Origin of the sequence: Parazoarcus communis SWub3 = DSM 12120, from assembly GCF_003226565.1 — a bacterium.
Lineage (GTDB): Bacteria > Pseudomonadota > Gammaproteobacteria > Burkholderiales > Rhodocyclaceae > Parazoarcus > Parazoarcus communis.
Genome location: NZ_QKOE01000025.1, coordinates 1 through 20,498, shown reverse-complemented (window position 1 = coordinate 20,498; position 20,498 = coordinate 1). Strand labels below are relative to the sequence as shown.

The following is a 20,498-nucleotide window of genomic DNA, read 5'->3' as shown; positions in this document are numbered from 1 at the left end:
TTACCCCCTTGCCGGGAACAGGCCCTGGGGCCGGAAGAACAGCACCGCCACCATCAGCAGGCTGACCATCATCGAGGCCAGCGTCGGCCCCAAGGTTGCGGCGGTGCTGCCGTCGACCACCAGCTTCAGGCCGAAGGTCAGCAGCAGGCGGCCGACGGTGTCGATCATGCCCACCAGCAGCGAGCCCACCAGCGCACCGCGCATCGAGCCGATGCCGCCGATCACGATCACCTCGAAGGCCGGGATCAGGATCGATTCACCCATGCCCACCGATACCGCCAGCAAGGGGCCCAGCAAGGCACCCGCCAGCGCACACAAGGCTGCACCCAGTGCGAACACGAAGGTAAACAGCGGCTTGATGCGTACCCCCATGACCGCGGCCATCTGCGGGTTGGAGGCGCCGGCGCGCATCCACATGCCGATGCGGGTGCGGTTGACCAGCACATACAGGCCGACTGCCACCACCAGGCCGACGGCAATGATCAACAGGCGGTAAGCCGGGTAGTACAGTTCGTCGGTGACCAGTTCGACCGGGCCGGACAGGCTTGCCGGCATGCCGATCATCAGCGGCTGAGCGCCAAAGATGATCTTGATCGTCTCGTTCGCGATCAGGATCAGTGCGAAGGTGGCGAGCACCTGGGACAGGTGGCTCATGCCCTGCAGCCTGCGGTAGAGCAGGCGTTCGAGGATCACGCCAATCAGTGCCGTGGCGATGATGGCGAGGAACAGCGCGGGGAAGAAGCTGCCCAGCCACTGGTAGAAAGCGGCCGCCAGGAAGGCGCCGATCATGTACAGCGAGCCATGGGCAAGGTTGATGAGATCCATGATGCCGAATACCAGCGTCAGGCCGGCGGCCAGCAGGAAGAGCATCAAGCCGTACTGCAGGCCATTGAGGGCCTGCTCGAGAATCAGATAGAGCATGTCGGATCTGCCTGAGTGAGGGCGACAGAAGTCCCGCCAGACGCCTTTTCAGGCAGTCCGGCAGGCCGGGCACGTAGATCGTTCAGCAGAGGGCCGGGGCCCTCCACCGACGATTACATCTTGCAGTCCTTGGCGTAGGCGTCGACGTGTTCGTCCATGACCTTGCCGACGAACTTGTTGCTGACGCTGCCATCGGCGTTCTTCACCACTTCGCGCAGGTAATAGGCCTGGATCGGATAGTGATTGTTGCCGAAGCGGTACTCGCCGCGGGTGGAGGGCGCCTTGACCGTGGCCAGCGCCTTGCCGAAGGCGGCCTTGTCCTCGATCTTGCCGCCTACGGCCTTGACTGCGGCATCCATCAACATGGCTGCATCGTAGCCCTGCGAGGCATACAGCGTCGGCAGACGGCCGAAATCCTTCTGGAAGTCGGCGACAAAACGCTGATTCACCGGGTTGTCCATCTCGCGGTACCAGTGGCTGGTGTTGAAGGTGCCTTCCATTGCCGGACCGACGGCCTTGACCACATCCTCGTCACCCGAGAAGCCCGGTGCGAACAGGGGCGTGCGCTTGAGCATGCCCGACTGAGAGTATTGCTTGATGAAGTTGATGCCCATGCCGCCGGGCAGGAAGATGTACAGCGCGTCTGCGCCGGATGCGCGGATCTGGGCAATCTCGGCGGCGTAGTCGAGTTGGCCGAGCTTGGTATAGACCTCTTCCGCAACGGCACCCTGGTAGAAGCGCTTGAACCCGGTCAGCGCGTCCTTGCCGGCAGGGTAGTTGGGGGCGATCAGGGCGACCTTCTTGTAACCCTTGTCCTGCACATGCTTGCCCATGGCTTCGTGGAGGTTGTCGTTCTGCCAGGCAACATTGAAGAAGAAGGGGTTGCACTCGGCGCCGGCATACTGGCTGGGGCCGGCGTTGGCGCTGATGTAGAAGGTCTCGGACGCGAAGAAGGCCGGGCCGACGGCCAGCATCAGATTGGAGAACACGACGCCGGTGGCGATATCGACCTTGTCGCGCTTGACGAAGCGCTCGGTGATCTGTTTGGCGGTCTCCGGGTTCTGCGCGTCATCGGCGGTGATGACTTCGGTGTTCAGTCCGCCGATCTTGCCGTCGAGGTGCTTCAGTGCGAGGTTGAAGCCGTCGCGGATGTCGATGCCCAGTCCGGCTCCGGGGCCGGAGAGCGTGGTCATCATGCCGACCTTGATGCTGTCCGCAGCCAGCGCGGTGCCGGCCAGCAGGGTGGAGCAGGCGAGTGCAACGCAAGTCTTCTTGATCATTATTTATCTCCAGAGGTAGGACGTGTTGCAGGCGCGATCTTCTCATGGCGCGCAGCTGCCGGCGACCCGCGAGCGGGCGCAACGGTGCGTGCGGCGGTGGGATCGTTCAGCCGAGGGACTTCAGCCGGAAGCGTTGCAGCTTGCCGGTTTCGGTTCGGGGCAGGGTGTCGACGTAATCGATCGCCCGTGGGTACTTGTACGGGGCCACCGTGTTCTTGACGAAGTCCTGCAAGGTCTTGGTCAGTGCTTCATCACCGGTGAAGCCAGGCTTGAGCACGATGAAGGCCTTGATGATCTGACCGCGGTCCGGGTCGGGCACACCGATCACGCCGCATTCGGCCACCGCCGGATGGGCCAGCAGTGCCCACTCGACTTCGGGACTGGAGACGTTGTAGCCCGAAGTGACGATGATGTCGTCGACCCGCGCGTGGTAGTAGAAATAGCCGTCGGCATCCATGTGGAAGGCGTCGCCGGGCAGGTTCCAGCCATCGCGCACATAGTTCTTCTGGCGTTCGTCGGCCAGGTAGCGGCAGCCGGTGGGGCCCTTGATCGCCAGCTTGCCGACTTCACCCGGCGGCAGCGGATTCATCTCGTCGTCGACGATCATGCCGATGTAGCCGGGCAGCAGCTTGCCCAGCGCACCGGGGCGGTAGTCCTCGGGACCGGAGGCGATGTAGATGTGGATCATCTCGGTGCCGCCGATGCCGTCATGGATCTGGATGCCGGAAGCCTCGCGCCACTTGTCGCGGGTGTCGGTGGGCAGGGCTTCGCCGGCGGAGACGCATTTCTTCAGGCTGGATACATCGTATTTGCCAACCATGCCCGCCATCTGCCGGTAGGCGGTGGGTGAGGTGAAGCAGATCGTTGCCTTGTGTGTGGCGATGGCCTGCATCAGCGGTTCGGGCGCGAGCTTTTCCAGCAGCACGGTGGCGGCGCGTGCCCACAGCGGGAAGCACAGCAGCCCCCCCAGGCCGAAGGTGAAGGCCAGCGGCGGCGTGCCGATGAAGACGTCGTCCTGCGTGGGTTTGAGACAGTGGCGGGGGAACACCTCGCACATTGCCATCACGTCGCGATGGAAGTGGATGGTGCCCTTGGGAATGCCGGTCGTGCCGGAAGTAAAGCCGATCAGTGCCGGGTCGGTGGCTGCGGTGGGTACCGCGTCGAAGTGATCTGCCTTGTCACGCATCGCGGCGGCTAGTTCGCCACCTTCGCCATAGCGCATCAACTGACGCAGCGTGGGGCTGTCGGCACGGGCCAGCTCCAGCTCCTCGGCCAGGCCGGCATCGCACAGCGCATGGCTGATCTGCGCCAGGTGGATGATCTCTTTCAGCTCCTTGGCACGCAGCAGGGGCATGGTGCCAACGGCCACGCCGCCAGCCTTCCACACGGCCAGCCAGCATGCCGCCAGCCAGGGGGTGTTGGCGCCGCGCAGCAGCACCCGGTTGCCGGGCACCAGGCCCATGTCCTCGACCAGTACCCGGGCCAGCAGGTTGACCTGGCGCTGAAGCTCGCGATAGTACCAGTGGATGTCCTTGCCGATGATCGCGGTGCGGTCGCCGTGGCCTTCGTCGATGGCGCGATCGACCAGTTCGACGCAGGCGTTGAGTTGTTCGGGAAACTGCAGTTCCGGCTGCTCGAACAAAAATTCGGGCCACTGCGCTGCCGGTGGCAGGTTGTCGATGACGAAGCGATCGAGGTGCGCACTGCTGCTCATGTTTCTTTCCTCTGCCTGGGGCTGGGGGCCCTGGTTCAATACCGGACTCTGACGGTCCGCTGCAGCCCTGCCTGAGATGCGCAGGATGACGGTGTGAGACAAGTTTTTTCCAATCGGCAGATGAAGTCAATAGGTAAATAGTAGAAAGAAGAATAATTTATAAATGAACTATATGAAATGGAATGGAAAATATACAACTATATGATTTTAAATAATTTGATACTTTTGTCCGCCGACGAGAAATGAGTGCCTCATGTGGCGACTTGCCGTCGTGCCAGGATCCGTTCGACCAGGCGGTCGTGAGGTGCAGATTGCTGGCCTGCGTGCTGGGCGTCCCGATCAGATCGTGACAAGCGTGCAAGACTGGTCTTATCATCGCCCGCCAATGCGCTGCTGTGGCGGCGCGTGACAGCGGTTAAATAGGAAGTGCGGTCGTCGAGCGCGGCGAACTGCACCAGTCGGAGACAGAAAGCCATGGATTTCCCGTCGTTCGCGTTGGGAGCGCCGCCCCGTTCCCGCCCCATTTGTTCGCCTGCGGCCTGGGCCGATGCGGTCAATGCCGGATTCCTGCCGCTGGAGCACACACCACGGCACACCAGTGAGTTCGTTGCGCATATCGATGTCCTCGACCGCATGCCCAGTGTGTTGGCCATGATCCGCACCCAGGCCCATCGCGTCACGCGTACGCCGACGCTGGCTGCAAGGTCCGACGAGGCCTACTTCAAGGCCTTCTGGTTGCTGCGCGGGCGTTGCGAGATCGAGCAGGGTGACAATCGCAGCATCCTGCAGCCGGGGTACTGGACGGTGTACGACACCGCACGGCCTTACTCGGTGGAGATTGATGATGGCAGTCAGTTTCTGGTGCTGCTGATGCCGCAAGGCACATGTCGCGAATGGCAAGCTTTTGCCGATACCCTGTGTGGACGGCCGCTGGAAACCGATACCTGCTCGCGCAGCGCCTTGTTTGCGCTGCTGTCGATGTTCGACGCACCTGCAACCGGCGGTCAGGAAGAGGGTAGCGCGGTGGTTGATGCGGTCGGGCGGATGCTGTCGGCCTCGATCCTCACCCAGGCGTGTACGCATGAGCGTGGTGGCCGTCTGGAACGCCGCCTGCAGGAGGCCAGGCGTTATGTCATGGCACACCTGGGAGATGCCAGGTTGACGCCGGATCGTCTCGCGGCTGCGCTGAATATGTCCCGACGCGCGCTGTACGGCTTGTTCAACGCACTGGGGGTGACGCCGGCCAATTTCATTCTCGAGGAAAGGCTGGAATGCTGCCGCACGGCGCTGTCGGATTCGATACACCGTCATCGAACGATCACCGAAATTGCGCTCGACAACGGCTTTTGTGACAGCGCCCATTTCAGCCGCCTGTTCAAACGCCGCTATGGCGTGACCCCAAGGCAATGGCGGGAGCGCAGCTGAATTTCCGAGCCCCGGCGTGCACGTCGGTACAAGTGCCGGTGCACGGTCGTAAAAGTTAGCGCGGCGCGTGCCTGCCAGACTCCCCATCGCATTCAACAAAACGATGGGGAGACACATGAAACTGCCGTCACGCCTGCACCTCGCCGGTGCCTGCCTGATCCTTCCGCTGGCGTTTGGCGCCAGTGCCGCCGGTGCGCCGGCCGCGGTCGATGCTGCACGGATCATTGCAGCCGATCGCGAGCCGGGTAACTGGATGAGCCACGGCCGAACCTACGACGAGCAACGTCACTCGCCACTCAAAAGCATCAATGATCGCAACGTTGGCGAACTGGGCCTGGCCTGGACCGCCAGGCTTGATATCGATCGAGGCGTCGAGGCAACGCCGATCGTGGTCGATGGGGTGATGTACACCACCGGCGCCAAGAGCATTGTCTACGCCTTCGATGCGCGCTCTGGCACGCTGCTGTGGAAGTTCGATCCCGAAGTGCCCGGCATCCGCCTGTCCGAGGGCTGTTGCGATGTGGTCAATCGCGGCGTGGCGGTGTGGCAGGGCAAGGTTTATGTCGGCGCCTATGACGGCAGGTTGATTGCACTCGATGCACGCGACGGGCGCAAATTGTGGGAGACCGATACCGTGGTCGACCCCGCCCGCAGCTACACCATCACCGGTGCGCCACGCGTGGTCAAGGGCAAGGTGCTGATCGGTAACGGCGGAGCAGAGTACGGCGTACGCGGCTATGTGTCTGCCTATGATGCCGATACCGGCAAGCTGGCCTGGCGTTTTTACACCGTGCCTGGTGATCCGGCTCAGGAGAAGGACGATCGCGCGATGGAAATCGCTCGCAAGACCTGGCACGGTACCGAGTACTGGAAGCAGGGCGGCGGCGGTACGGTGTGGGATTCGATGGCCTACGATCCTGAGCTCGACCTGTTGTACATCGGTACGGGCAATGCGTCGTGGTGGAACCGCCAGGCCCGCTCCGAAGGCAAGGGCGACAATCTGTTCGTGTCCTCCATCGTCGCCCTGCGTCCCGACAGTGGCGAATACGTGTGGCACTACCAGACCACGCCGGGCGACATGTGGGATTACACCGCCACCCAGCACATCATCCTGGCCGAGCTGCCGATCGACGGCAAACAGCGTAAGGTGCTGATGCAGGCGCCGAAGAACGGCTTCTTCTACGTCCTTGACCGAACCAACGGCAAGCTGCTGTCGGCGGAGAAGTTCGCGCCGGTCAATTGGGCCACCCACGTTGATCTCGCCACCGGTCGGCCAGTGGTGGACGAGGAGGCGGCCAACTACCTGAAGGGGCCGAAGGTGATCTCGCCGGCCTTCATCGGTGCGCACAACTGGCACCCGATGTCCTTCAATCCGGCCACCGGGCTGGTGTATATCCCGATGCAGGAGACCGCCGGCATGTTGTCGGCACCTGCCAATCCGCAGCGGATCGCCCACAAGTCGGTGGTCAACCTGGGGGTGGATGTGCCGGACCTGCCGGAGGATCCCGAGGTGGTCAAGCAGATTGCCGCCAGCTTCAAGGGCAAGCTGCTGGCCTGGGATCCGGTCAGGCAGCAGGCGGCGTGGACGCAGGACTATCGCACCATCTACAACGGTGGCACGCTGAGTACCGCGGGCAATCTGGTGTTCCAGGGCACGGCCGACGGTCGGGTCACCGCTTATGCAGCGGACAGCGGCAAGCTGCTGTGGTCGTCACCGGCCAATACCGGGGTCATGGCCGGGCCGGTCACCTATGAGGTTGATGGCGAACAGTACGTGACCTTCATGGCCGGTTGGGGCGGCACCTTTCCGCTGATTCTGGGGCCCTTGTCGCTTGAAGCCAAGGTGCAGCCCGAAGCTCGGGTCCTGACCTACAAGCTGGGTGGCAAGGCGGTATTGCCGCCACCGGCGCAGTTGCCGCAAGCGGTGCCACAACCGCCGGCAGTCACCGCCAGCGCCGAGGACATTGCCGCCGGCCGCACGCTGTACAACGGCTTCTGCGGCAGCTGCCACGGCTTGAATGCGATTTCCGGCGGTGTGCTGCCTGACCTGCGCTACCTCGATGCGCGCAAGCATGCCCAGTTCAAGGACATCGTGCTGATGGGGGCGCGCGCCGCCAAGGGCATGCCACCCTTTGCGGGTACGGTGTCCGACGCCGATGCCGAGCGTATTCATCAATACCTGATCAAGCGTGCGCACGACCTGCGGCAGGAAACGGCCCGTGCTCGACCCTGAATCCCACCGGGGAGCCCCGGGCTCCCCGTTTCTGCTTCACCCACATAACACCGATAACGGAGACGAACCATGAAACAGACCTTACGCGGCCTGGCGGCCCTTGTCGCACTCACGTCCGGCGTGGCTCATGCTGACGTCAAGCCCGATGCCGGCGATTACCAGGCCGCCCCGCCGGGCACTGACCTGCTGTTGCTCTACTATCAGCATCACGAAGCTGACAAGGCCTATAGCCGTGGTAAGCGGGTGGCGGACAAGCTCGATCTCGAGCTTGACGTCGGTCTCCTTCGCTACGTCCATTTCACCCGCTGGGGCGACTACATCGTCGACCCGCAGGTCATCCTGCCATTCGGTCAGCAGCGTGTCGGTCTTGCCGACAGCAAGACGTCCGGCATTGGCGACCTGATTTTTGGCGGTACCTTGTGGACCATTGCTGACTTCGAGCGTGGCGAGCATCTCGGCTGGTCAGTGTTCATTACGGCCCCGACCGGCAGCGACAAGAACAGGGGTTTCGCGCTCAGCCAGAATCGTTGGGCAGCGGATTTTCAGGTGGGCTATGTGCGCAAGCTCGCGCCCAAGTGGTCCGTCGACGCCATTGGCGAGGTCGAGTTCTACGAGGACGACCGCAAGACCGGCAGTCAGCGCGATCCGCTGCTGCAGATCCACACCCACTTGCGCCATCACGTCTCCGATGCGACCCATCTGGCGGTGTCCTACCGTCACAACTGGGGTGCGCGTGAACGCCTGTCCGGTACCACGCTGGCCAGCGAGCGCAACAATGGCAACCTGACGCTGACCTGGGCCTCCTTCATCGCCCCCACCTGGCAGGTTCAGCTGCAGTACAGCCACGACACTCAGGTGCGGGAAGGTCCGCTGACCCGCGGCATCCAGACGCGTCTGCTCAAGATCTTTTGAAGGGGGAGTGCAACATGCGTGAGTTCAACATGATCATCGACGGCAAGGCCGTGTCTGCGGTACGCGGACTCGAAGTCGTCAACCCGGCTTCCGGGCGGCCATTCGCGGTCGTGCCTGCAGCGAGCGAGGCCGATGTCGACCGTGCAGTGGCGGCAGCGCGGGCCGCCTTCCCTGGTTGGAGTGGCACCGTCGCTGCCGAGCGCCAGCGGCTCATTCTGGCATTGGCCGATGCGCTCGAGGCGAACATGCCCGAGCTCATGGAGCTGGTGACCCGCGAGACCGGCAAGCCGCTTGGTGGCCTGAATGGTGTCGGGGCCGGCATGGAAGTCGGCGGCGCCATTGCCTGGACCCGCGTGACCGCCGCACTGGAGCTGCCGGTGGAGGTGATCCAGGACAACGATGAGGCTCGCGTGGAGGTGCATCGCAAACCCTTGGGCGTGGTTGGCTCGATCACGCCATGGAACTGGCCATTGATGATCGCCATCTGGCATGTGATGCCGGCCTTGCGTGCGGGTAACACCGTGGTGATCAAACCGTCCGAACTGACCCCGACGGCCACCTTGCGCTTTGTTGAACTTGCCAATGCCATCTTGCCGCCGGGTGTGCTCAACATCGTCACCGGCGAGCGCGACATCGGCGCGGCGATGGCGGCGCATCCCGGAATCGACAAGATCGTATTCACCGGCTCGACGCCGACCGGACGCAAGATCATGCAGAGTGCCGCAGGCAACCTCAAACGGCTGACGCTGGAGCTGGGGGGCAACGATGCCGGCATCGTGCTGCCGGATGTCGATCCCAAGGCCGTGGCGCCACGTCTGTTCGCTGTTGGCTTTCACAACAATGGTCAGACCTGCGCCTGCCTCAAACGCCTTTATGTGCATGACAGCCTCTACGACGAGGTGGTCAGCGAACTGGCGCGCATCGCCCGCGAAGCGGTGGTGGGCGACGGCATGATGTCCGATACCCAGCTGGGTCCGGTGCAGAACAAGGCGCAGCTGCGGTATGTGCACGAACTGGTCGAGGATGCCCGCGCCCGCGGCGCCCGCATCCTGTCCGGCGGGGAAATGCCGACCGGGGACGGCTACTTCTACCCGCCCACCATCATTGCCGATGCGATCGACGGCATGCGGGTGGTGGACGAAGAGCAGTTCGGCCCCGTGCTGCCGGTGATCCGCTACACCGACCTGGACGATGTCATCGCCCGCGCCAATGACAACGACAACGGCCTGGGCGGTTCGGTGTGGTCCAGTGACATTGACCATGCAACCCGGATCGGCATGCGGCTGGAGTGCGGAACGCTGTGGGTCAACGAGCATGGCGCCGTGCAGCCCGACGCCCCCTTCGGCGGCGTCAAGCAGTCCGGCATCGGGGTGGAGTTTGGACGTTATGGGCTGGAGGAATACACCTCGATCCAGACCGTGAAGGTCATGAAACGCTGACTTGCGCGCAATGCGCAGTCCCTCCTGACCGCCTCGAGATGTGGTGTCGCGGGGTGGTCGTTTTTGTCCAGTGTGGGACAGTGCCGTTCAGTCCGGTCCGGGCTGGACGGCAGGTTTTTTTGAGCGGCGTAGAGGACAAGGCGCGTGCGGGAGACGATGATCGATCTTGATCCGTACAGGTCGATTGACGCGTGCCGAGGCTCTCCGGTACTGCCCCATTGTGGGGCTCCTGGATCACCCGCGCATCGTGCCGAACAAGCGGCGCCAACTGTCGATGCCGCCCGTAGGCAGTGCGCCCAACAGTGCCCCCAGGGAAACGATCACAATGCCAAGCACGGTGGTGATTCCCAGCACCTCGTCCAGAATCAGAACGCCACCCCCCGCCGTGAAGGCCGGAACCAGCGCGAGCATCATCGACGCCTGGCAGGCACCGATCTTCTGGTTGGCGTAGCTGTACATGCCGGCCGCGAGCAGGGCAGCGATGACGCCCTGATACACCGCCTGCAAACCGATTTCGCCCCAGCCCGCCTGGGCGATGTTGCCTGGCAGCCAGAGCAGGTAAATCGGTAGATACACCACCATCGACAGACTGGCGATGCCGAGGATGCCCTGCTGGGGGCGGATCTGCCAGCGACGCATCAACAAACCGAAGATTGCCCAGCTCAACGCGGCAGCCAGGAACAGGACATCGCCGATCCACGCATCGCCCGACGACGGCGCGAGCAGACTGTGAAAGCCGATCAGGACCAGCCCGCTGGTCGACAACAACAGCGCCAGCACGGTCTGGCGTGCAATGTGAAAGCGCGCGAGCGTGGCGACGATGACGACTGTCCAGAACGGGATGCCGCCATTGACGAAGATGCCGGCATGCGCGCTTGGTGCAAAGGCAAATCCGGCGTACACCAGGAGGCCGTAGCCCAGCCCGCCAAACACGGCCAGCACTGCATAGTGTGGCCAATCGCGCATCGGCACCAGTTTGATGAAAAAGGGCAGGGCAAGTGTTCCGGATACACCGAAGCGCAAGGCGGCAAGGTCGAAAGGGGTGAAGCTGGCCGTACTACCGAAGCGGGACACGAGATTGAAACCCGACCAGCAGATGACGACAAGCAGTGCGGCCAGCAAACCCTTGATGGTGTCCGTGCGCTCAATGGGGAGTGGATTCAACCGGGCCTCGTTCCGTGTCTGGCGATGAAGGTGAAAAAGGGGACCAGGCATAGTCGCCGAATGCGTCCAGCGCCGCCAGCAGATCTTGATCCTCACGCAACGAAAAAGCATCGAAACCGCACCGATGCAGGAAGTAAAGCTGGTCGCGCAGGATATCGCCAACCGCGCGCAGTTCTCCGGTGAAGCCGAAGCGGCTTCGCAGCAGGCGTGCGGTGGAGTAGCCGCGGCCGTCGGTGAATACCGGGAAGTGGATTGCAATGAGGCGGATATCGTTGAGGTAGGGCGCAATGGCTTCGGGCTCATCATCCGGGCCGAGCCAGATGCCGATGCGCGGGTGCTGCACCCGGAGCGTTTCCGCATGCTGGCGATAGTGAGCCAGCGGCAGGATCTGCAGTGGTCCGTCCGGTTGCAGGACGACGGCGTCGAGGTCTTCGTTGGACAGTCGTTCCCATTCGTCGGGTACGACCAGGCCACCTTTAATGAGCCTTTTCATGGCGTTCTCCGTAGACAGCGTGCTTGAAGGGGTCGAGTCCGATACGTTCGAGTGTGTCGATGAAAGGCTCTTCGGGGTGCCGCTCACGGACATAGGTCTGCATCAGCTGTTCGATGACATCGGGGATATCGCTGGCGGCAAACGATGGACCGATGACCTTGCCCAACTGCGAGCGTGTTCCTTCGCTCCCGCCCAGCGTGACCTGGTACCACTCTTCGTTGTTCTTATCGACGCCCAGGATGCCGATATGTCCGATGTGGTGATGCCCGCATGCATTCACGCAGCCAGAAATGTTCAATTCCACCGGGCCGAGGTCGAACAGGTAGTCCAGATCGTCGAAGCGTGCCTGGATGGCCGCAGCCACGGGTAGCGACTTGGCGTTTGCCAGTGAGCAGAAGTCGCCACCTGGGCAGCACACAACATCGGTCAGCAAGCCAATGTTGGGCGTCGCCAGTCCTTGTGTGCGGATGATTTCCCACAGCGGATAGAGCTCACGGAGTGGTACGTTGGGCAGGATCAGGTTCTGTTCATGGCTGACCCGGATCTCGCCTGCGCTGAAGCGATCTGCCAGATCGGCGACCAGATCCATCTGATCCGCGGTTGCATCGCCGGGGGGCACTCCCGTCCTTTTAAGCGAAAGCGTGACAATGCCATGGCCTGGATGACGATGCGGTGCGACGTTGCGTTCGACCCAGCGTGCAAAGGGACGATTTTCGGCGAGCGGTGCGACGAAGGCCGCGTCGGTGGCACGGACATCGCCATACATGGGAGGGGCGAAGAAGGCTTCCATGCGCTTGAAGGTGGATTCGGGGATGCGCTGACCCGAGCCCCGTGAATGCTGCCATTCGGTATCGACCTCATTGGCAAAGCCCTCTACGGTCAGATCCTTTACCAGGATCTTGATGCGTGCCTTGTACTTGTTGTCACGTCGTCCGTGGCGGTTATAGACGCGCAGAATGGCTTCGAAATAGTTCAGCAGTTCGGCGCGCGGCAGGAAGGGCATGATGCAGTGGCCGACCATCGGGGTACGACCCAGGCCACCACCGACATGGATCTCGAAACCCGCCTCACCCCGTTCGTTGAGTCGTGCGCGCGCGCCAATGTCGTGAAACCGGACCGCAGCACGGTCTTCCTCACCTCCGGCGATGGCGATCTTGAACTTGCGCGGCAGGAACTGAAATTCCGGCGCCAGCGCGGACCATTGGCGGACGATCTCGCAATACGGTCGCGGGTCCAGAATCTCGTCGTGTGCGACCCCGGCGAACTGGTCGGTTGTGATGTTCCGGATGCAGTTGCCCGACGTCTGGATGGCGTGCATCTGTGCGGTGGCAAGCAAGGCGAGGATGTCCGGCACTTCGGCGAAGCGTACCCAGTTGAACTGAATGTTGCTGCGCGTGGTGAAGTGACCATAGCCCCGGTCCCAGGTACGCGCGATATGCGCCAGGGTACGCATCTGCTGGCTGGACAGCGTGCCATACGGGATGGCCACGCGCAGCATGGGGGCGTGACGCTGCAGATACAGGCCATTCTGCAGCCGGAGCGGGCGAAACTCGTCTTCGTTGAGCTTGCCTGCCAGATGCCGCTGCATCTGGTCGCGGAACTGGCGGACACGGTCGTCGACGAGGCGTTGATCGGTTTCGTTGTAGCGATACATGGCGGTCATGCTCCGTTCAGCGGGGCGGCAGGATGAAGGTGCTTTTCTCTCGGACGGGCTGGCTGCCATCATGCAGGGCCGCAGTGGTGAACTCGATCGCTTGCACACCGGCAAGTTGATCCGTCAGCGGCGCTGACACGGTCAGTGATACCGTTCGCAGGCTGCCGGGCTCTACCGTGAAGGTGTCGGTGCCGTCGATGCGCAGCCCGGGCAGGCCACTGACACCGATGCGGAAACTGCGCTGCGTCTCTTCCATGTTGATGAGCTTGAGTGTGTAGGTGTTTTCGATCAGGCCTTCCGCAGTCTCACGCAGCAAGCTGCCTCGATCACGCAGTACATCCACCCGCAGCAGCACCCGTTCGCTCAGCGTCCACCCCGTCAGGGCGCAAAACAGCAGCAACAGGCCGGCGTAGATCAGCACTCGTGGGCGCAGCAGGTGCCGGCCGGGCGTCGTCGGTTTGCCGGCCACATCGTTTTCGCTCATGAAGCGGATCAGGCCGCGTGGGGCGTCGATCTTGTCCATCACCTGGTTGCAGCCATCGATGCACAGCCCACAGTTGATGCACTGGTATTGCAGACCATCGCGGATGTCGATGCCGGTCGGGCAGACCTGCACACAGACCCCGCAATCGATACAGTCGCCGCTGGTGCCGCCTTTGCCCGAGCGACGCAGTGCGCCGCGGGGTTCGCCGCGAAGCGGGTCGTAGCTGACGCTGGTGGTGTCGGCGTCGATCATCACGCCCTGGAAGCGCGAGTACGGACACATGTGCTGGCAAACGGCCTCCCGCGCCAGGCCGGCCTGCACATAGGTGAACGTGGCGTAGAGGATCAGCCAGAAAGCCTCCCAGGGCCCGGTCTGCAGGTTGGCAACGGCCGGCAGCAGGTCGTGGATCGGAGTGAAGTAGCCGACAAAGGTGATGGCGGTCCAGATTGCGAGCAGTACCCAGATGCTGTGTTTTGCTGCCTTGACCAAGAGTTTGTGTATCGATGCCGGACTGGCATCCAGGCGCTGGCGGGCGAGGTGATCCCCCTCGATGCTGCGTTCGATCCAGACGAAGATCGAGGTATAGACCGTTTGCGGACAAGCAAACCCACAGAACAGGCGACCTGCCAACGCAGTCACGAAAAACAGCGCGGTCGCCGCCAGAATCAGGCAGAAGGCCAGCAGCAAGGCATCCTGCGGCCACAGCACCAGGTCGAAGAGATAAAGTTTTTCATTGGCGATATCGAACAGGATCGCCTGGCGCGTGCCCGTCTCGGTCGTCCATGGCAGCCAGCATGCGCCGTAGAACACGATCTGGGTCAGCCACACCATGGCCCAGCGTGCGGTGTTGAAGCGACCCTCCACCGACTTCGCGTGCACCGTCCCTTGCTTGCGGTAGAACGCCAGCCTGGCTTCCCGCGCCTTGCTCACAGTCTGATTCATGCACCTGCTCCACGTCTGACAATGGCGCGCAGTACATCATTCAGACGAAAATGAGGGCAGATTCAGATTGTGCGATTTTTGATAGGTACAGATTGGAAGGGTGTCTGCCGAAGGACAAAGTCGTTGATGGGTGGGGTTCCGTTTTCTACCAGATCCGGGTGCAAAAAAAAAGGTAAATGGTCAATTAGTCTGTCGTGGAGAGGCTTCGAGAATCGATTCCACCCTACATGTGCAGGATGTTATGTGCATGGTCTTTTAAGTATGATCTGTACATGTTCGGTTAGGTCGATAGCAATTTCCCGAGGTGAGGCAGATGGTTCGTGCAAAAGGGGGGAGAAAGACTTCGGCATGTCGTTTCAGCGTATCAATGGCAAGAAACGTGTTGATCGCGATGTCTATCGTCTCAGTATGGGTGGGGGGCGATCTGCTCAGTGCTGGAAATTCCGGCGTGGGACTGATTGGTATCGGTGCTGGATTGAGCATCTATGGGGTAAGTATCAATCCCGAGAGAGTCGTTCAGCGTTTTGAATGGCGTGCCCTCGTACTTCGGGATCATGAACCAAATTTGGGGGACTTTTTAGGGCATTCGGGTTTTGTTGTCATGATTCTCGGTGTTTTCATTGCAATCTTGGGCGGGTGAATATTATGAGAGAGCTTGCAGTCAAGGATCTGGAAGTGGTTTCGGGGGGTTTGGCTCCACCTACAAACCTACATCCACGGATGGATGCCAGGATTGCTGTGGAGTCATTCAAAGGATGGGGGGTTCTGGGGTCGGCGTTTGGACTGGGGTACACCATCGGCTCGTGGCTCAATGACAACACTCCCGTGCAAGCTTGGATTGCCGATGGGCTCGATGCACTCGCCGGAACCAACTACAACAACCAGGCGGGAGTCAGATATCAAGATTGATTGCGGATCAAATCACCCAGGGTCGCAAGGGCATCCCGCTGTTGCGCGTTTGCGGGGTGGCCGAAGTTCAGCCGCAGGTAGTGGCTGAACTCGCGCTTTGCGGAGAAGAGAGGGCCGGGCGCAATGCTGATGCGGCGCGCAAGCGCGTCCTCGTGCAGGCGCAGGGTGTCGACGTGACCGGGTAGTTCCAGCCAGACGAAGTAGCCGCCCCCGGGTCGGGCAAGGCGCGTGCCTGCCGGGAACAATGCCTCGATGTCGGCCACCAGTTGTCTCTCCTGCGTGGCCAGTTGCTGGCGCAGGCGGCGAAGGTGCAGGTCGAAACCGCCGTGCTTCAGGTATTCAGCCACCGCGATCTGTACGGGAACCGTGGTCGCCAGGCTGGTTGCATATTTTTGCCGCTGTACCGCTTGCGCGTAGCGCCCGGCGGCGACCCAGCCCAGGCGATATCCTGGAGCAAGGCATTTTGAGAACGAGGACACGTGCAGTACCAGCCCGTCATGGTCCACAGCCTTGCTGCAAAGGGGGGCCGAGGCGTCGAAGTGCAGTTCCGCGTAGACGTCGTCTTCGATCAGCGGCACCTGATGCGTGTGCAGCAACTCGATCAGGGCCCGCTTGTTGTCATCTGACACCCGGCTGCCGGTCGGATTGGCAAAGTTGAGCATGAACAGGCAGGCCTTCACCGGATGGTGGCGCAGCGTATCGGCCAGCGCCGCCAGATTGACCCCTTCACGCGGATGGCTGGGAATCTCGATGACCCTCAGTCCAAGCCGCTCGCTCGCCTGCAGGCCGGCATAGAAAGTGGGGGACTCGACTGCGATCAGATCGCCCGGTTGAGTCAGCGCCTGCAGGCAGAGGTTGATCCCCTCCAGAGCCCCTGAAGTGACGATGATTTCCTGCGGTGACACTGACGCACCATGGGCGAGATAGCGTAGCGCAAGCTGCCGGCGTAACGCCTCGTTGCCCGGTGGCAGGTCGGTGACCGTGGCCAGCGGGTCCAGCCGACGCGCCGCAGAGGCAAGGAAGCGCCCCAGCTTGTCGAGTGGAAACAGGTGCGGGCTCGGAAAGCTCGAGCCCAGCGGCACGACGGCCGGATCACGGACGCTGTCGAGGATCTGGAAGATGAAGTCGCTGACCTGGAGCGCAGTCGATCCGCCGACCGGATGGGTCATGTCCGGTTCCGGCAGCGAACTCCCCAGTCGTGCGCGGACGAAATAGCCGGACTTTGGCCGTGCTTCGATCAAGCCTCGCTGTTCCAGCAACTGGTAGGCCTGGGTGACCGTGACCGGGCTGATTGCATTCGACCTGCAGGTCTGCCGGATTGAAGGCAGGCGGTCGCCGGGGCGCAACACGCCGTCGGCAATCAGCCGGGCAGTGCGGTCGGCGAGGTCTTGATAGAGGCTCATGGGCGAATGCTAGCAGTGTGTGGCAGGTGCAGGCAGCGCTTCCATGTAGTCACCGTGAGGGTGTCCATCAAAATGATGCGTGCAGGGGCTGCCGCTGACGCGGGCGCCTAGCTCACCCGCCTCAAGTCCGGACTGCTCAAGGTCATTCCGGCTAGCCAACGGGTCCGGCTGCAGCAGATCCACCGCCACTCATGTCATACTGCATGAAACGTCATTAAGGATTTTTGCAATGCCTGCTACTGTTTCGGTCGATCATTTCCGCCTGGTCAAGGGCGCCCGACAGCATGCCAGCAAAGTGTTCCGCCGCAGGGATCTGGCCGCCTCGCTGTCCAGTGTGGACCGCGAATTGGACCGGGCACTCAAAGCCGGGCTTTTTGCACGAACCCCCATACTTCGTCGACCTGCAGCGCCTGTTAGCCCACCAGATCGGCATCGCGAAGTGGTATGAGGGACTAACAAAACGCGCGATCTTCTGAAAGGAGCTGCCATGAATCCCGCTCGCGTCATCTACGAAGACACCCCGGCCTACATTCCAATCCCGGAGGAGCTTCGCCATCGCAAGGTGGAGGTCATCTTCTGGCCGCTGGAGGGCGCTCAATCGGACAACGCGGACGTCGACACGCCGAAGCCACGGTGGTCGGAGTTGTTTCAGCGCTTTACCCGTAACTCCGACGTCGACCCCAGTTTCGAAAGGGATGAACTCTATGACGACCGTCTGCGTTGATACCAATATCTGGGTCTACGCACTGACACGTCCAACAAGCGGTGATCCAAGCCGGCACGAGCGTGCGCAGCAAGCCATTCAGGCCACCGAGTCAGTGTTGATCACTCCACAGATCATCAATGAACTCGGTTTTGTTCTGCGGCGAAAACAAGGTTGGCAGGATGCCGAGCTTCGTCCATTCATCGAACAGTTGCAATCCGATTGCCGGCTGCATATTCCCTCTGCGCAGTGGCACCTGCTCGCACTCGATCTGCGCAACGCTCACCGCCTCGCCTACTGGGATAGCCTTATCGTTGCTGCCGCCATCGAAGCCGGATGCGATACCTTGCTCAGCGAAGACATGCATGACGGGCACACCTTGCCGGGTATCCGCATCCTCAACCCACTCGTCTGAGTGACTGCCCGCGGCTGGAAATGGAATCGACGCATTGATGACAGGGACGGAGCTTGCTGCCCTGGCGGGACGGTGCCACCCGGACGTGTGGCACCGTCCCACCTCAGTCGATCACCACAGTGCGCCGCGCTCGGCGCGCATCTTGCGCACCATCGCCTCAAAAAACTTCACCGCGAAGCCGCTGTCGCGGATCAGCATCTGGGTCAGGTCGGCGCATTTCTGGCCGATCTCGGCGGGCAGCGGGTTGTCCTCACCGGGGATCATGCCGGCGTGGCACTGGATCTCTGCGGCGCGCTGCACCGTCCAGAGCAGGAAGAAGGTCTTGGCGATGTCCATTTCGCCGACGGCCACGCCGTGGTTGCGCAGGACCAGGATGTGCTTGTCACCCAGGCTGGCGAGCATGCGCACCTTCTCTTCGGGGAACAGGGTGATGCCCTCAAAGGTGTGGTAGCCGACGCGGCCGTACAGTTGGGCACCGTAGAAGTTGTCGTGGCTGAAACCGGCCTTCTTGTTGGCCACTGCCGACACCGCATTGGTGTGGGTGTGGATCACGCAATGGATATCCTCACGGGCGCCGTGAATGGCGCTGTGCAGGGCGAAGCCGGCGGGGTTGGCATCGTAGGGCGAAGGCTCGACCTTGTTACCCTGCAGATCGACCTTCAGCAAGTTGGCTGGGGTGACTTCGGTGTAGTTCAGGCCGAAGGGGTTCACCAGGTAATAGTTGTCGCCGCCGGGCAGGCGGGCGGAGATGTGGTTGAAGATGGTCTCGGTCCAGCCGAAATAATCGACCAGGTGATAGCACTCGGCGAGCTGGATGCGCAGGGCCCATTCTTCATCGCTGCAGTGTGCCGGCTTGACGACGGCCGGGTGGATGGCTGCGTTCATGTCGTGTTCCTTGGATCTGAGAGGGAGGGAGAGGGGAACTCAGGCGCTTGCGGCGACTGCCTGCGGGTCGTGGGGATGCGTGCCGCGGAAACGGGCGAGGTCGATCACCTTGCGGGTAACCGGCATCGGAATGTCGAAGCGTTGTGCCAGTTCCAGTACCGCGTCGCCAATTGCAGCCAGCTCCAGCGGACGGCGGCGCTCGTAGTCCTGCAGCATCGAGGTCCGTACCGGGCCCATGGCGGCACCCAGTTCGACAAAGGTCAGCGGGTCGATCTCGACCCTCGCACCGTAGCTGGCCGCCACCAGCAGCACCTCGCGCATGATGGCAACGACGGTCTCTTTCAGCTCCGGGCGGGTGTAGAGCTCTTCCAGCGTGGCGCCACTGATCACCGACAGCGGGTTGGTGCTGATGTTGGCAATGATCTTGGTCCACAGCTTGTCGCGGATGCGATCGAGCGGACGGGCTTCGATACCGCCACGCTCGATGGTGGCGCACAGTGTGCGCAGGCGGTCGCTGACGCGATGATCCGGTTCGCCGAACATGATCAGGTGCGGATTGCGTGCAATCACATGCCCCGGCTGAGGGGATTCTGCGGTGATGAACACGACACAGCCGATCACATGCCGGCCGGGCAGGGTGGCAGCAAGGATGCCGTCCGGGTCTACTGCATGTACCGGTTCGCCCGCAAAGCGACCGCTGTCGCCGTGAAAATACCACCATGGCACGCCGTTTACTGCGGGCACGACGATAGTGTGTTCGCCGATCAACGGGGTCAGTTTCGGCATCATCGCGGGCAGGTCCTGCGCCTTGGCGCAGACGAAGATCACGTCCTGCACACCGAAATCAGCCTGGTCGCTCGCGCGTACCGGTACCTGGTGGGTGCCTTCAAGGTCGGTCAGGGTGATGCCGTCGCGGCGCAGTGCCTCCAGCGTGGCGCCGCGGGCGAGCACGCTGACATCGAGGCCGGCCTTGGCCAGGCGGGCGGCAATGGTGCCGCCAATGGCGCCGGCACCTGCGATGCAGATTCTGGGACTTCGGTCGGAAGTCATGTTCAGCTCCATGTGAGGCGCACGGGGGTGGCCCATGCGCCGGTTTGCGTCCGCTCCGCCGGGGTATGGCGGGGCGTCGCGTGGGTTGGGTCGGGACGGGTTGCCCGGTGTCTTCGCACACCGTTATCTTGAAGATAGACACGGATGTGACGAAGTGGGCGGTGTCCCGTCTCCTTGCCGTTGTGGGGGCGGTTCAGGGTTCGTCGCCCACGGACTCAGGTTGCCAGCATCTCCTGATGCTTCCCGCCCAGACCGAGGTAGGCCTCGATCACCCGCGGGTCGTCCTTCAACTGCGCCGCCGGCCCCTCCATTGCCACCTGCCCGGTCTCGAGCACATAGGCGTAGTCGGCCACCTGCAGCGCCGCCCGTGCGTTCTGCTCCACCAGCAGGATCGACACCCCGCGACGGCGCAGCTCGGCAATGATCCGGAAGATCTCGCGCACGATCAGCGGCGCCAGCCCCAGGCTCGGCT

The 20,498-nt window shown here is 62.3% G+C and carries 18 protein-coding genes; 7 read left to right on the top strand and 11 right to left on the bottom strand.

The window, feature by feature from the left end:
* The 3 genes from DNK49_RS20750 to DNK49_RS20740 all read right to left on the bottom strand — a co-directional run bounded on the left by DNK49_RS20750 (position 1) and on the right by DNK49_RS20740 (position 3,915).
* A complete protein-coding gene (locus DNK49_RS20750) occupies positions 1 to 921 on the bottom strand; it encodes a branched-chain amino acid ABC transporter permease (RefSeq protein ID WP_110529351.1) in 921 nt (306 codons plus the stop codon).
* Between the two features lie 113 nt (positions 922 to 1,034).
* Positions 1,035 to 2,201: an ABC transporter substrate-binding protein gene (locus tag DNK49_RS20745; RefSeq protein WP_110529348.1), complete on the bottom strand. Its 1,167-nt coding sequence runs from the start codon at positions 2,199 to 2,201 to the stop codon at positions 1,035 to 1,037.
* A gap of 106 nt (positions 2,202 to 2,307) precedes the next feature.
* Positions 2,308 to 3,915, bottom strand: coding sequence for an AMP-binding protein (locus DNK49_RS20740; RefSeq protein WP_110529344.1), 1,608 nt, complete (start codon positions 3,913 to 3,915; stop codon positions 2,308 to 2,310).
* Between the two features lie 474 nt (positions 3,916 to 4,389).
* On the opposite strand from DNK49_RS20740, the gene DNK49_RS20735 reads away from it, so the two are divergent.
* The 4 genes from DNK49_RS20735 to DNK49_RS20720 all read left to right on the top strand — a co-directional run bounded on the left by DNK49_RS20735 (position 4,390) and on the right by DNK49_RS20720 (position 9,924).
* Positions 4,390 to 5,340, top strand: coding sequence for a helix-turn-helix domain-containing protein (locus DNK49_RS20735; RefSeq protein ID WP_110529341.1), 951 nt, complete (start codon positions 4,390 to 4,392; stop codon positions 5,338 to 5,340).
* A gap of 115 nt (positions 5,341 to 5,455) precedes the next feature.
* A complete protein-coding gene (locus DNK49_RS20730; RefSeq protein ID WP_110529338.1) occupies positions 5,456 to 7,573 on the top strand; it encodes a PQQ-dependent dehydrogenase, methanol/ethanol family in 2,118 nt (705 codons plus the stop codon).
* Positions 7,574 to 7,642: 69 nt separating this feature from the next.
* The gene (locus DNK49_RS20725; protein WP_110529336.1) at positions 7,643 to 8,485 is read left to right on the top strand and encodes a transporter; all 843 of its coding nucleotides are present in this window, start codon (positions 7,643 to 7,645) and stop codon (positions 8,483 to 8,485) included.
* A 14-nt stretch (positions 8,486 to 8,499) separates the two neighbouring features.
* Positions 8,500 to 9,924 carry an aldehyde dehydrogenase family protein gene (locus DNK49_RS20720; RefSeq protein ID WP_110529334.1) on the top strand — a complete coding sequence of 475 codons (1,425 nt, stop codon included), beginning with the start codon at positions 8,500 to 8,502 and terminating at the stop codon, positions 9,922 to 9,924.
* Between the two features lie 234 nt (positions 9,925 to 10,158).
* Here the strand turns inward: DNK49_RS20720 and DNK49_RS20715 are convergent, their stop codons facing one another.
* From DNK49_RS20715 to ccoG, 4 genes are read right to left on the bottom strand one after another with little or no spacing between them, the layout of a single operon-like run.
* Positions 10,159 to 11,088, bottom strand: coding sequence for a DMT family transporter (locus DNK49_RS20715; RefSeq protein WP_243632465.1), 930 nt, complete (start codon positions 11,086 to 11,088; stop codon positions 10,159 to 10,161).
* Positions 11,069 to 11,581 carry a DUF934 domain-containing protein gene (locus DNK49_RS20710; protein WP_110529331.1) on the bottom strand — a complete coding sequence of 171 codons (513 nt, stop codon included), beginning with the start codon at positions 11,579 to 11,581 and terminating at the stop codon, positions 11,069 to 11,071. The genes DNK49_RS20715 and DNK49_RS20710 overlap by 20 nt, the downstream gene beginning before the upstream one ends.
* Positions 11,565 to 13,235: a nitrite/sulfite reductase gene (locus tag DNK49_RS20705; protein ID WP_110529427.1), complete on the bottom strand. Its 1,671-nt coding sequence runs from the start codon at positions 13,233 to 13,235 to the stop codon at positions 11,565 to 11,567. The genes DNK49_RS20710 and DNK49_RS20705 overlap by 17 nt, the downstream gene beginning before the upstream one ends.
* A 16-nt stretch (positions 13,236 to 13,251) precedes the next feature.
* A complete protein-coding gene (ccoG, locus tag DNK49_RS20700) occupies positions 13,252 to 14,661 on the bottom strand; it encodes a cytochrome c oxidase accessory protein CcoG (protein WP_110529328.1) in 1,410 nt (469 codons plus the stop codon).
* A 313-nt stretch (positions 14,662 to 14,974) separates the two neighbouring features.
* Here ccoG and DNK49_RS20695 point away from each other — a divergent pair, with 313 nt between their 5' ends.
* Positions 14,975 to 15,301: a hypothetical protein gene (locus DNK49_RS20695; protein ID WP_133255138.1), complete on the top strand. Its 327-nt coding sequence runs from the start codon at positions 14,975 to 14,977 to the stop codon at positions 15,299 to 15,301.
* A 259-nt stretch (positions 15,302 to 15,560) separates the two neighbouring features.
* Here the strand turns inward: DNK49_RS20695 and DNK49_RS20690 are convergent, their stop codons facing one another.
* On the bottom strand, positions 15,561 to 16,973 hold the full coding sequence (locus DNK49_RS20690) for an aminotransferase-like domain-containing protein (RefSeq protein WP_110529323.1): 1,413 nt from the start codon (positions 16,971 to 16,973) through the stop codon (positions 15,561 to 15,563).
* A gap of 487 nt (positions 16,974 to 17,460) precedes the next feature.
* Here DNK49_RS20690 and DNK49_RS20680 point away from each other — a divergent pair, with 487 nt between their 5' ends.
* Together DNK49_RS20680 and DNK49_RS20675 are read left to right on the top strand one after the other, a co-directional pair.
* Positions 17,461 to 17,697, top strand: a complete 237-nt coding sequence (locus tag DNK49_RS20680; protein WP_110529317.1) for a hypothetical protein — start codon at positions 17,461 to 17,463, stop codon at positions 17,695 to 17,697.
* Positions 17,678 to 18,091, top strand: a complete 414-nt coding sequence (locus tag DNK49_RS20675) for a PIN domain-containing protein (RefSeq protein ID WP_165843399.1) — start codon at positions 17,678 to 17,680, stop codon at positions 18,089 to 18,091. Before DNK49_RS20680 ends, DNK49_RS20675 begins: the two co-directional genes overlap by 20 nt.
* A 111-nt stretch (positions 18,092 to 18,202) precedes the next feature.
* Here the strand turns inward: DNK49_RS20675 and DNK49_RS20670 are convergent, their stop codons facing one another.
* From DNK49_RS20670 to DNK49_RS20660, 3 genes are all read right to left on the bottom strand, one after another.
* A complete protein-coding gene (locus DNK49_RS20670; RefSeq protein ID WP_110529311.1) occupies positions 18,203 to 18,976 on the bottom strand; it encodes a class II aldolase/adducin family protein in 774 nt (257 codons plus the stop codon).
* Positions 18,977 to 19,015: 39 nt separating this feature from the next.
* Entirely contained in the window at positions 19,016 to 20,026 is a 1,011-nt protein-coding gene (locus DNK49_RS20665; protein ID WP_110529424.1) for a ketopantoate reductase family protein, read from the bottom strand.
* Positions 20,027 to 20,241: 215 nt separating this feature from the next.
* Positions 20,242 to 20,498, bottom strand: a 257-nt coding sequence (locus DNK49_RS20660; RefSeq protein WP_481345587.1) for an ABC transporter ATP-binding protein C-terminal domain-containing protein, incomplete at its 5' end; no start/stop codon positions are given.